We start from the raw sequence: 12,951 nt of genomic DNA on the forward strand, positions 1-12,951 counted from the left end.
GCATTTTACAGTATTGCGGAATATGTCAGAGAGAATGAAAAACGACCGTCAGAATGATTTTATCCGGCCTGCTTCCATTCAGCAGGCCGGATGAGGAAGGTGTTAATGTGATAATTTGCGGTGACGACGCATCCACATCAACTTATAAGCTGCGGGGATAATAAACAGTGACAGCAGCGGTGCCGTAATCATACCGCCGATCATGGGCGCAGCAATCCGACTCATCACTTCCGAACCGGCTCCTGTCCCCCACAGGATCGGCAGCAGACCGGCAATGATTACCGCCACGGTCATTGCTTTGGGCCGTACCCGTAACACCGCGCCGTGATACAGGGCGTCATCCAGTTTCTGCGCGCTGAACGTCTGCGGGTTGTCCAGCGAAGGATCGGCCTCTATGGCATGGCGCAGGTACATCAGCATGACCACGCCAAATTCCGCAGCAACACCCGCCAGCGCGATAAACCCGGTTCCTGTCGCCACTGACAGATGGAATCCCATCCAGTACAGGAACCAGATCCCGCCCACCAGCGCAAACGGTACGCTGGTAATAATCAGCAGGGCCTCCCCGACCCGGCGGAAAGCCAGATACAGCAGGACGAAGATAATCATCAGCGTCATGGGCACCATCAGCTTCAGCTTATGGTTCGCTCGCTCCAGCAGCTCAAACTGCCCAGAAAACGCGACGCTGGTTCCGGGCTTCAACTGGACGTTATCGGCAATCGCCTTTTTCAGATCGTTGACCACGGAGACCATATCCCTGTCGCGTGCGTCAATATAGATCCAACCGGTGGGCCGCGCATTCTCGGTTTTTAGCATCGAGGGTCCCGGTGTGATATTGACGGTAGCCACATCCCCCAACGTTATTTGCTGCTTCATCGGTGTCAGGATCGGAAGCTGGCGCAGCGCCTGCGGGCTGTCACGAAAGCGCTGCGGATAACGCAGATTGATCGGGTAACGGGCAATTCCCTCAACGGTCTCCCCGACCATCGCCCCCCCCACCGCAGAGGTAATAAACAATTGTACGTCACCCACCGTCATGCCATAGCGGGCAGCTTTCTCACGGTTAATATCGATGTTGAGATAGCGGCCGCCTTGCAGACGCTCGGCGAGCGCGGACGTCACGCCAGGAACTGTTCGGGCAACCTCTTCAATCTGCCCGGCCATTGCATCAATATCGGCCAGCACATTCCCAGAGACTTTAATCCCAATCGGACTCTTAATCCCGGTCGAGAGCATATCAATACGGTTACGAATCGGCGGCACCCACAGGTTTGCCAGTCCCGGCAGACGAACGGTGTTGTCCAGTTCCTCAATGATTTTGTCCATCGTCATCCCCGGACGCCACTGATCCTGCGGTTTGAGTTGAATCGTGGTTTCCACCATCTCCAGCGGTGCCGAATCCGTAGCGGTTTCCGCTTTCCCGGTTTTGCCAAAGACCCTGGCGACTTCCGGCACGGTCATAATAAGCTTATCGGTTTTCTGTAACATGCTTGCGGCTTCTGCCGCCGAAATCCCCGGCAGCGTGGACGGCATATACAAGAGATCGCCTTCGTTAATCTGCGGTAAGAACTCGCCCCCCACTTTACTCAGCGGCCAGGCAACCGTCAGGATCGAGAGCACAGCCACCAACAGCGTCGTTTTCGGCCAGTGCAATACTTTCAGCAATAGCGGATGGTAAATGCGGATCAAAAAGCGGTTAAGCGGGTTGCTGCTTTCCGCCGGAATTTTACCGCGGATCCACAGCCCCATCAGGATCGGGATCACCACGATCGCCAGAAATGCCGCGCCCGCCATCGCATACGTTTTAGTAAACGCCAGCGGCCCGAACAGGCGTCCTTCCTGCCCTTCCAGGGTAAAGATGGGAATAAAAGAGAGCGTGATGATCAACAGGCTGATGAACAGCGCCGGGCCAACCTCCACTGACGCGTTGGTGATTACCTTCCAGCGCGTTTCATTATCAAGCGCTTCGCCCGGATGCTGATGTTCCCACTCTTCCAGGCGCTTATGCGCATTTTCAATCATTACAATGGCGGCATCCACCATCGCCCCCACCGCGATGGCGATCCCGCCAAGCGACATAATATTGGCGTTCAGCCCCTGGAAATGCATCACAATAAAGGCGATACACAGCCCCAGTGGCAGCGAAATGATCGCCACCAGCGCGGAACGTACGTGCCAAAGAAACAGCGCGCAGACCAGCGCCACGACGATAAACTCTTCCAGCAGCTTATGGCTGAGATTGGCGATGGCGCGGTCAATTAACTGACTGCGATCGTAAGTGGTTACCACTTCCACCCCTTCCGGCAGGCTACTTTTCAGCGCCTCGAGTTTATTTTTAACCGCCGAAATCACCTCACGCGCATTTTTACCGGAGCGCAAGATAACCACCCCGCCAGCCACTTCGCCATCCCCGTTGAGTTCGGCAATCCCCCGGCGCATTTCCGGGCCGATTTGCACGCGCGCCACATCCCGCAGGTACACGGGTACCCCGTTTTCCCCTGACTTCAGGACGATGTTATTGAAGTCATCCAGCGTTTGCAGATACCCACTGGCACGGACCATGTACTCGGCTTCAGACAATTCCACCGACGAGCCGCCCGCCTCCTGGTTAGAGGCATCCAGCGCCCCTTTCACCTCCGACAGATTGATGCCGTACTGAGCGAGTTTCATTGGGTCGATCACCACCTGATACGCTTTCACCACGCCGCCCACGGAGGCCACTTCCGACACATTCGGGATGGTTTTCAACTCATATTTCAGAAACCAGTCCTGCAACGAACGCAGTTCCGCCAGGTCGTGCTTACCGCTGCGATCGACCAGCGCATACTCGAAGATCCAGCCCACGCCGGTGGCGTCTGGCCCCATTTCCGCACTGACGCCCGCCGGCATTTTACCCTGCACCTGGTTGAGATATTCCAGCACGCGAGAACGCGCCCAGTACGGATCGGTGCCATCTTCAAAAATGACATAGACATACGAGTCGCCAAACTGCGAGAAGCCACGTACCGTCTTAGCGCCCGGCACGGACAGCATGGTGGTGGTCAGCGGATAGGTCACCTGATTCTCGACAATCTGCGGCGCCTGCCCAGGATAGCTGGTTTTGACGATCACTTGCACATCGGACAGGTCGGGCAGCGCATCCACCGGCGTGTTAACGATGGTCCAGGTCCCCCAGACGCTGAGAAAGAGCGCGCCGATGATCACCAGAAAGCGGTTGGCGACCGAGCGGCGAATAATCCATTCAATCATCTGCGTTCTCCTCAGTGCGCATGGGCCGCATGACTGGACGAGGCCGGCGGTTGCTGCGCGCGCATCCGATCCAACGCCCCCGAGATGTTAGCTTCTGAATCAATCAGAAACAGACCGCTGGCAACCACCCTCTCACCTTCAACCAGCCCGGAACGGATCGCCGTTACCTCTTGCGAGGACTGGTAGACAGAAACGGGTTTAGGAACAAAACGCCCTTCAGCGTCCACCGTGATCACCCGCTGCTCGCTGCCGGTATCGATCAGCGCTTTAGACGGGATCAGCAGCATCGGCTCGCTTTCCGTTTTCAGATTGAGATAAGCATTCATCCCCGGTTTTAGCGCTTCGTCGGGGTTCTCGACTTCCAGACGCAGTTGCAGCGTTCGGGTAGTGGCATCGGCGCTGGGCAGTAGTGTCCACTTGCGGAAAGTGAAAGACGTGTCCGGACGCGCCGGAACGGTCAGCGAAAAGGGTGACGCGTCTTTAATCAACCACGCGATGGATTCAGGCACGGCGGCGGTTACCCACACCGGGTTCATCCCCTGAATTTTCGCCACCACGTTATCTTTGGCGATGTTCATGCCGGCGCGTAAATCAAAGCCGGTAATCACCCCATCAATGGGGGCCGTAAGGGTAAAGCGCGTCTGAATTTTGCGCGTTGCTGTCAGACGCCGAATATCCGCGTCCGGCATTCCGGCCAGCCGCAGTCGCTCCAGAATTCCCTCAACCTGCGTCGCCGTGCCGCCCGTCTCTTTGAGCAGCAGGTATTCACTCTGCGCTTCCACCCAGTCAGGGATCGTCAGTTCGAGCAGCGGCGCGCCTTTTTTCACCTTATCACCCACGGTGAGCGGCCAGACTTTCTCGACAAATCCGGCGGCCCGCGCCTGCATAATGACAAACTGATACTCGTTGTAGCTGACGTTGGCCGGGAACGTCTGGGCAAAGGTGAGAGGTCCACGACGCACAGCCTCGGTTTTCACACCGAGGTTTTGCGTTTGCGTCGGATCGATACGGACACCCGGCGCTGTAGCGCTGGCAGACTCTTCATCGGCATATTTCGGCACCAGATCCATATCCATAAAGGGCGATTTGCCGGGTTTATCGAAGCGGGTATTCGGGTACATCGGGTCGTACCAGAACAGCACCTTGCGGGCTTCTTTTTCCGAGGCAGGCGGTGTATTCGCCGACGGGGGCGCAGCGGTCAAATACGCATAGCCGCCCACGGCGATAATGCCGCCCGCCATCATGCTGCCGATAATCAGCGCGATTTTTTTCATGAGGTCATGCTCAACGTTAAAATAAGAGAGAATTACTGGCTTTTAATATCCTGCAATAAAGAGAGATTGCCCTGCTGAATAAACGTAAACGCCACGTTGTCGCCAGGTTTAATATTGTTGAGCTGCGTTTGCGGCGTAATGGTAAAACGCATGGTCATGGCCGGCCAGTTCAGCGCGGGAATCGGGCCGTGTTCAATAGTGACTTTTTTACTTTCCGTATCAATGCTTTTTACCACGCCGGTAGCGCTGACCGTTGGGCTTTGTTCGGCAACAGGCATGGCGCTCATCATATCGCCGTGATGATGCTCATTGGCCTGGGCGTTAATTGCCAGCGTAGAGAAAATTGCCAATACGGCCGCTTTACATACTGTGTTCATGTCAATCTCCTGTGATGTCTTAAGATTTATTCCAGCCAACCGCCGCCAAGCGCGGTATAGAGCGTAATTTCGTTAACCTGTCGGGCGTAATTAAGATCAAGCAGGGTTTGCTGCGTCGAAAATAATGAACGTTCGGCGTCCAGCACTTCGATATAGCTCACCGCACCGTTGCGATAGAGCGCTCTGGCACGCTGAAGGGTGATTTGTAGCGAGGTCAGATATCGTTGCTGACCGCGAATCTGATCGGTAAGGCTCTGGCGCAGCGCCAGCGCGTCAGCAACCTCTTTGAACGCGTTCTGGATCTTCTGCTCGTAATTGACCACCGACTGCTGCTGGCGGATTTCAGCCAGATCGAGGTTGGCCTGATTACGTCCGGCGTTGAAGATCGGTAACTCCACCTTCGGAATGAAATTCCACATCCCGCTTGCCGCCGAAAACAGACTGGAGAGATCGCTGCTGCTGCCAGCGATCCCGCTGGTCAGCGTGATGGAGGGGAAAAACGCCGCCCGCGCCGCGCCGATATTGGCGTTTGCCGCCATTAGCGCATGTTCGGCTTCCATGATATCCGGACGCTGCAACAGGATGTGTGATGAGAGCGACGGTGGTATCACCACGCCGTTAATATCGCCGACGTTCTGTCGCGTGTCGTCCGGCAGCGTGCCGTAGCTACCCAGTAACAGCTGCAACGCGTTATTCGCCTGCGCCAGTTCCCCCTGACGTTTTGCGATATCACTGCGGGTACTTTCAATCACGCCACGCGCCTGCTCTAACGCCAGCACGTTGGTACTGCCGGTAACCAATTGTTTTTCCACCAGCGCATAGGCGCGCTCATAGTTGCTCAGCGTGTCTTGTGCCACCTGAAGCTGCGCGAAGGCCAGACGCTGATTGAACCAGCCCTGCGCCACGTTGGACACCAGCAGAATATGCACCGCCCGGCGCGCCTCTTCACTGGCGAAATAGCGCTGTCGGTCGGCTTCACTCATGTTTTTCAGCCGGCCAAAGAAATCCAGATCAAAGCTCAGGTTCAGTCCGGCCTCATATTCACGCGTACTGCGGGTGTCGCCTTTCAGTTTTCCACTCCAGTTTCCGCTGCTTTGTGCATTCAACTGCGGATAGCGATCGGCATCGGTTACCCGGTATTGCGCCCTCGCCTCCTGCACTTTCAGCGTCGCCATGCGTAAATCACGGTTGTTACGCAGCGCCTCGTCAATCAGCGTTTTTACCTGTGGATCGACAAAAAACTGCCGCCAGCCGCTGTCCTGAAAGCCCGCCGGTGACGTCACCAGTTGGTTCTGGCTGAGAGAAAACTGCTGCGGTACCGGGAGCGCCGGGCGCTGGTAGTCCGGGGCGAGTGAACATCCTGCCAGCAGTAACGCCATTGAGAGCGTGAGAAGCTTAAAATTACGCATAAGCCTGATTTTCATGTGGGTTGATATCAGCAACTTTACCTGGCGCTCTCTGTTCAAGGCGTGACAGCAAAATGACAAAGCTGTCATTTTCCCAGAATGCGATTGCTATCCGATCTGGCTTCTCTAGAATTGAGAGGCCCATGACAGTCGCGTGGCGAAGGAGGATGAGTTGAAGATTTTGATCGTCGAAGATGAGAAGAAAACCGGTGAATACCTGACCAAAGGGCTGACGGAAGCCGGCTTTGTTGTCGATCTTGCTGACAACGGTCTTAACGGCTATCACCTGGCGATGACCGGTGATTATGACCTGATTATCCTTGATATCATGCTGCCCGACGTCAACGGCTGGGATATTGTCCGGATGCTGCGCGCCGCGAATAAGGGCATGCCGATTCTGCTGCTTACCGCGCTGGGAACGATTGAACATCGGGTGAAAGGACTGGAGCTGGGGGCGGATGATTATCTGGTGAAGCCGTTTGCCTTTGCCGAACTATTGGCGCGTGTCAGAACGCTGCTTCGCCGGGGGGCGGCGGTAATTGTCGAAAGCCAGTTTCAGGTGGCCGATCTGATTGTTGACCTGGTGAGTCGCAAAGTGAGTCGTAGCGGCACCCGCATCACGCTCACCAGCAAAGAATTTACCCTGCTGGAGTTTTTCCTGCGCCACCAGGGAGAAGTATTACCCCGCTCGCTGATTGCCTCTCAGGTGTGGGACATGAATTTTGACAGTGACACCAACGCCATCGATGTGGCCGTGAAGCGCCTGCGCGGTAAAATTGATAACGACTTTGAGCCAAAGCTGATTCAGACCGTGCGTGGCGTGGGATATGTGCTTGAGGTACCGGATGGTCAGTAAACGGTTATCCCGCCCTTTTTCGCTGGCGACGCGCCTGACCTTTTTTATCAGCCTCGCGACCATTGCCTCCTTTTTTGCCTTTGCCTGGATCATGATTCAGTCGGTAAAAGTGCATTTTGCCGAACAGGACATCAACGATTTAACCGAGATCAGCGCTACCCTCGAACGCATCCTTAGCCCCTCCGACGAGCCGGAATCCCGCCGTCTGGAAATCCTGAAAAACGTGGTGGCCGGTTACTCAAACGTCATTATTTCGCTGGAAAATGCTAACCAGCAGGCGCTCTTTCATTCGCCTCATATGCCGGATATCCGTCAGTTTCTTGCCCGCGCCACGGTGGATAAAACCGTTCCGGGCGGCAACGTCTATTTGATTAACGGTCCGTCGATGCAGATGGCAGGCCACGGCACCCATTCCAGTTGGCGCATGATCCGCTTGCCGATCGGACCGCTGGTAGACGGTAAGCCGACCTATACCCTGTATCTGGCGCTGTCGATCGATTTTCACCTGCATTACATTAACGACCTGAAAAACAAGCTGATCATGACCGCCTCGATCATCAGCATGTTGATCATTTTTATTGTGCTGTTTGCCGTTTATAAAGGCCACGAACCGATCCGCAGCGTCAGCCGACAGATTCAAAACATCACTTCGAAAGATCTCGATGTGCGTCTGGATCCTCACTCGGTACCGATTGAACTGGAACGGCTGGTGCATTCGTTTAACCACATGATCGAGCGTATCGAAGACGTTTTCACCCGTCAGTCTAATTTTTCTGCTGATATTGCCCATGAGATCCGCACCCCCATTACCAACCTGGTGACACAAACAGAGATTGTTCTCAGCCAGCCCCGCAGCCAGAAGGAGCTGGAAGAGGTGCTCTATTCCAACCTCGAAGAATTGAGCCATATGGCGAAAATGGTCAGCGATATGCTGTTTCTGGCCCAGGCCGATAACAACCAACTGATCCCGGAGAAAAAAGCGCTCAATCTGGCAGATGAAGTCAGTAAAGTGTTCGACTTTTTTGAAGCGCTGGCGGAAGAACGGGAGGTTGGACTGCATTTTGAAGGGAGTCCATGCCTGGTTTCCGGCGATCCCGGCATGCTGCGTCGGGCGATAAGCAACCTCCTCTCCAACGCGATGCGCTACACGCCACCGGGCCAGTGCATTACCGTCCGGCTGAAAGAGACGGACGACCAGGTGCACGTCATTATTGAAAACCCGGGAACGCCCATCCCCGCAGAACATCTGCCACGATTGTTTGATCGCTTTTATCGCGTGGATCCGTCCCGCCAGCGCAAAGGAGAAGGCAGCGGCATTGGGCTGGCCATCGTGAAATCCATTGTCACGGCGCACCACGGAAACGTGTCGGTGACCTCGGATACCCGCGTTACCCGTTTTATTCTGAGTTTGCCAAAAGAGCAGGTCTGACTGGCCTGCACCTCAGGGTGTAGTTTCCATTTTGAGTACCGGCAACGCTAAGATTCATCCTAAAAAAACAGCAGGTTGTCTTTACTTATTTTTCATCATCACATGTTATTCACATTTGTATCACTTTCTGAGTTTTGCCACTCCGCTTCTGTAGCGACACGGTTGACTCTCACTCTTCGCTCTTCTGCCCGCTAACCCCCTGCCCGCTCTCCGACAAACCAACCCTGGCCATGCAGATCCTCATCACTAAAACTTCAAACTACTGCACAAAATGCTTTACTAAAATGCAATAAAAATCCGAAAAGATGCCTTTCTAAAAATATTGAAACATCACAGAAAAAAGGTCTCAGACTTTGCAATGAGCAATCAGGAACTTATCATTCCTTCCCTCTTCCTGCATCATTGTTAATATTGCGTTGATATTTTTTAAAAAGGGTAAACTTTTAATTATTGCATGCGCAATAAAACTAAATTTACTTTGCATTGAGAAACCATTCTTCGAATGCTACTGTAAAAATACATACCAACAGTTATAAATATAAACAGGAGATGACGTAAAAGCTTATGCAATATAACCTCCTGTGGCTTGTTTGGGGGCTTTGGATTTACCTCATCATCCATTACGGCGTAGGTGATCAACATTTTTACATCACATTGAAGTCCCGATGGAAGATTGTTGCCGCAATTATTTTAAGCTGTGGTTTAATTTATGCTGTTTATTTACTTTCATCATTGACGGGGATCCGGACCATGTTTAAACGTAAAGGACAAAACACGACTTTTGCTGATACCAACTCAGATATTAACATTGCATCTTCTCTTAATGCTTCCCAGGTTTCCTACCTTGGTGACGACGTTGAAATCACGGTAAAACCTTCTCAAAGTGTACAGATGGAAGCCACCGTTGCTGTTATTCCTGAAACCTGCATTATTAAGGGCGAACTGAACTCGACCAGCGACATTCACGTAAATGGTCGTATAGACGGTATCATTCGCTCTGAGAAAACTGTCCATATTTTAAAAAGTGGACACGTCGAAGGTGATGTTATTGCGTACGCTATCGCCGTTGATGGTGTACTGAATGGAAACTGCATTGGTGGTGAGGTCAGTATTAATGCACAGGGCATCGTCAATGGTCAGGTGAAAAGTGATTCTCTGGCTATTCACAAAAATGGTCGCTTCTATGGCAACTCCTCACCACGCGAGGAGGAAGAAGAACATGAACATGCGTTTATTTCCGCAATGGACTCGGTGAAAGAAAACACTGTCGATATCTCAGACTTTTATAGAGAATAATATATTCATCGGTATGCCGGATAACGGCGACATCTTATCCGGCCTGCGACGAAAATAATGCAGGTGCGAAAATAACCGTTCTGAGAGATAACCGGATCGGTATTGCCATTGATTTTATTACACAGAAGGCACTGCTCCATCAGGGGCCAGTAGCACAGGAAAATTAATTGTGGATAACCTGACCATCAATATCAATAATACCCGCAGTGACATTGAATATATTACTGCGCTGGACGGCGATCAGGAAGATGCCTTTTTAATCTGGCCGGTGTGACACTCCTTAATTCAACGACGAGCGGTGTAACCGGGGATGTGATGGGTGCGTATGCCAAACGCGTTACCACGTGGCGGTATACACGACCGCCTCTGTCTTTTTCGCTTATTGCAGGCATCTGAGACGATATCTTTATTATTTGCCCGGTGCATACCTGACAGGCAAATGAGTACACAATTTCGTTTCTTCGTGATAAAAGTCCGACAGATTCCGTTGATAGTCTGACGGCGTTACACCACTGAGCGCTTTAAAGTCTTTGGTGAAATGGGCCTGATCATGGTAGTCCAGATCGCAGGCAAGCGTTCTGAGAACCTGCTCTCCCCGATTGATGCGGCGACACGCTTCGTTGATTCTGAGAATTCGGGCAAACGACTTCCAGGATAATCCGATACGCTCCTGACATAATCGGTTGATATGTCGGGGGCTGTAAGACGTCATCTCGCTCAGGGCATTTAGACGAAGCATTCCGCACGCAGAGGAAGAACAGGCCAGTATCTGCCGCATAAGCACGCTTTCTGTGACTCTATCGCAATGGCGGACTAATGCATCATCAATAGCCTGAAGCAGGAGCGGGTATGAATCGTGATGCAATTCAATAACAGGACGAAATAGCGGTTCCAGAGAAGGGGCGATGGTTCCCAGACGCTCCTGCCGGTTTTGCAATTCATATAGAGGCAGGCCGCCCAACAGCCCAAACGCGCCGCCAGGCAAAAACTCAACCAGAATCCGCAGATCGATCGTGTTAAAGTCCCGCGTCACCGGTTGCGGTTGGCAGCCAGGCCCCCAAAGTAGCAACTGCACTCGCTCACGGGTTACAGTGAAAACAAGGCAGCCGCTGGCGTCAGGAATAATCGTCAGTGGCTGTTGCGATGGTTGCTCACAAACACAGCGTAATTGCACGGTATAGTGGGAAACCATGTGACGTAAAGGCTCAGACGGCGCGAAAAAGAGCTGCGTCGCCGCACCGTGTCGATTGCCGATAATGGGTTTAAGTCTGCCTGAAAATGTGTTCATCGTTGTTCAGATGACGCAATAGCATAGCGTTGACGATGCGATCTCTGGGTAATGACAGGATAATTTTTATCTTCCCTCACTGAAAATGTCCCTTTTTTACAACGAAAAGTCTGGGTTATATCGTACCTTATCCTCATCAACTGCAATAAGTCTTATCATTATGCAGTTAGTGTATAACAATGCAATCACGCTTCAAAACATGAGGTGACTATGTCCAGTATCCCAAAAGGAATTAATGTGCTATTTGTCGCAGGATTTGGTCCTGTCACGAAAAATACGGATGAAAGCGCTGCTTTATATAAAGACATATTACAATTGCCGCTTGAGACTATTGACGGTTATGATGGGTATCTGCACTCACAAAACATTCCCGGAGTGAAGTATTTTGCCATCTGGCCACTTGATAAAGTCGCTCTTTCTTGTTTTGGCTCATCTGAATGGCCAGAAAATTTGCCTGTTCCTCAAGCCTGGCTCGAATTTGACGTTGACGACATACAATCCGCTTCCGAAATATTAAAGGAAAATGGATGTCAGTTACTGACCTGTATGCAGGAGGAACCCTGGGAACAAACTGTCACCCGTTTTCTCAGTCCTGAAGGGATCATCATGGCAATTTCCTGTACCCCATTTTTGCGAAAGGCCTCAGAACAGGAATAGTGAGTGAATGCGCTCGCATCGCCAAACGGCCATCCGGTTTCCGGATGGCCTTTCTTCATGGTGATGCATGCTTGTCTCAATGCGTTAACCAGCGAATATAATCAATCAACCAATAACAGACTATTCCCGATATAACGGAAGGCATCATGCTTTAATCCATTCTAAATAATGCTGAAGTGTGTGTTAAATCTGTGACAATTCATTTGAATAAACCGACCCAGGAAATTATCGCAGTAATTACGCCGGGGCAAAACAGGTGATAACAAGAACATTCCGTTATATACTTCTCGCGCGCCAGGGCATGAACAACCTGGCCATTGCCGCGGTCAGTTACCATACACAATATGTCTGCGGTATCCTCCGCTTTGACCGTGCGAAAAGGAGTGAGTAATGGACTATGTACAGCAGATGCGCAGTATGATTGGTCATCGTTTACTATTACTGGTGGGTTCTAATGTCGTTCTGACAGACCAAAATCAATGTATCCTCCTGCAGCATCGACGGGACGGAACATGGGGCCTTCCAGGAGGGCTTCTTGAACCGGGTGAGTCTTTGGAAGAAACAGCTATACGTGAAGTTAAGGAAGAAACAAACCTTGAGGTCCACAACCTGACCTTACTGGGCGTTTTTTCCGGTCCGGAATATACATTTACTCTTCGCAACCAGGACAAAATCAACGTAGTTACCTCCCTTTTCTGGTCTGGTGACTGGACTGGAAAAATGGTGAATAACCCTGAAGAAGGGCTGGAGCTAGCTTTTTTTTCTCCAAATGATTTACCGGAAAATATGGACAAAGAATATCAGGTTTATATCAGCCATTATCTGGCATGGTTAAAATGAACCATCCGAACGTGTGATAGCTCATGCCTGCATAAATCTTGACAAATAACCCATCGGATACGGAGGACACGCGGTCATCGAATGCCAGCCGGTCCTGGTCTTCTGCGGCCATCTTCGTTTCATTGCGATGCCATTTCCGTCAGTCATCTTCTCCGAATAGTGAACAGCCGAATCATCGCCAGAAGCCTGACTCACACGGCTATCAGGTTGGGTTTCGCAATATCAACCAGACGTTGAGATAATAAAATTTTGTTCTAAGACCTGGTATATCTGGATTTA

General features: G+C 51.8%; 10 protein-coding genes. 5 read left to right on the forward strand and 5 right to left on the reverse strand.

Going from position 1 to position 12,951, the window contains the following annotated elements; translation table 11 throughout:
• Nucleotides 1-102: 102 nt before the first annotated feature.
• The 4 genes from KE671_RS08755 to KE671_RS08770 are packed head-to-tail and all read right to left on the reverse strand — an operon-like array spanning nucleotide 103 to nucleotide 6,309.
• Nucleotides 103-3,249 (reverse strand): CusA/CzcA family heavy metal efflux RND transporter, encoded by a 3,147-nt coding sequence (locus KE671_RS08755; RefSeq protein ID WP_206162587.1) that lies wholly within the window; start codon nucleotides 3,247-3,249, stop codon nucleotides 103-105.
• A gap of 11 nt (nucleotides 3,250-3,260) precedes the next feature.
• Entirely contained in the window at nucleotides 3,261-4,523 is a 1,263-nt protein-coding gene (locus KE671_RS08760) for an efflux RND transporter periplasmic adaptor subunit (RefSeq protein ID WP_206162588.1), read from the reverse strand.
• Between the two features lie 32 nt (nucleotides 4,524-4,555).
• Entirely contained in the window at nucleotides 4,556-4,900 is a 345-nt protein-coding gene (gene cusF, locus KE671_RS08765; protein ID WP_206162589.1) for a cation efflux system protein CusF, read from the reverse strand.
• 26 nt (nucleotides 4,901-4,926) lie between these two features.
• Nucleotides 4,927-6,309, reverse strand: coding sequence for an efflux transporter outer membrane subunit (locus KE671_RS08770; RefSeq protein WP_206162590.1), 1,383 nt, complete (start codon nucleotides 6,307-6,309; stop codon nucleotides 4,927-4,929).
• A gap of 169 nt (nucleotides 6,310-6,478) precedes the next feature.
• Between KE671_RS08770 and cusR the strand changes: the two genes are divergently transcribed.
• The 3 genes from cusR to KE671_RS08785 all read left to right on the forward strand — a co-directional run bounded on the left by cusR (nucleotide 6,479) and on the right by KE671_RS08785 (nucleotide 9,887).
• Nucleotides 6,479-7,162, forward strand: a complete 684-nt coding sequence (gene cusR / locus KE671_RS08775; RefSeq protein ID WP_206162591.1) for a copper/silver response regulator transcription factor — start codon at nucleotides 6,479-6,481, stop codon at nucleotides 7,160-7,162.
• Nucleotides 7,152-8,591 carry a Cu(+)/Ag(+) sensor histidine kinase gene (locus KE671_RS08780; protein ID WP_206162592.1) on the forward strand — a complete coding sequence of 480 codons (1,440 nt, stop codon included), beginning with the start codon at nucleotides 7,152-7,154 and terminating at the stop codon, nucleotides 8,589-8,591. Before cusR ends, KE671_RS08780 begins: the two co-directional genes overlap by 11 nt.
• A gap of 564 nt (nucleotides 8,592-9,155) precedes the next feature.
• The gene (locus KE671_RS08785; RefSeq protein WP_206162593.1) at nucleotides 9,156-9,887 is read left to right on the forward strand and encodes a bactofilin family protein; all 732 of its coding nucleotides are present in this window, start codon (nucleotides 9,156-9,158) and stop codon (nucleotides 9,885-9,887) included.
• A 409-nt stretch (nucleotides 9,888-10,296) separates the two neighbouring features.
• Here KE671_RS08785 and KE671_RS22800 read toward each other — a convergent pair whose 3' ends face one another.
• On the reverse strand, nucleotides 10,297-11,175 hold the full coding sequence (locus tag KE671_RS22800) for an AraC family transcriptional regulator (protein ID WP_241029782.1): 879 nt from the start codon (nucleotides 11,173-11,175) through the stop codon (nucleotides 10,297-10,299).
• Nucleotides 11,176-11,385: 210 nt separating this feature from the next.
• Here KE671_RS22800 and KE671_RS08795 point away from each other — a divergent pair, with 210 nt between their 5' ends.
• A complete protein-coding gene (locus KE671_RS08795) occupies nucleotides 11,386-11,832 on the forward strand; it encodes a VOC family protein (protein ID WP_206162594.1) in 447 nt (148 codons plus the stop codon).
• 390 nt (nucleotides 11,833-12,222) lie between these two features.
• Nucleotides 12,223-12,672: an NUDIX hydrolase gene (locus KE671_RS08800; protein ID WP_206162595.1), complete on the forward strand. Its 450-nt coding sequence runs from the start codon at nucleotides 12,223-12,225 to the stop codon at nucleotides 12,670-12,672.
• Nucleotides 12,673-12,951 lie beyond the last annotated feature (279 nt).

Source organism: Citrobacter amalonaticus, assembly GCF_018252635.1.
Taxonomy (GTDB): Bacteria; Pseudomonadota; Gammaproteobacteria; order Enterobacterales; family Enterobacteriaceae; genus Citrobacter_A; species Citrobacter_A amalonaticus_E.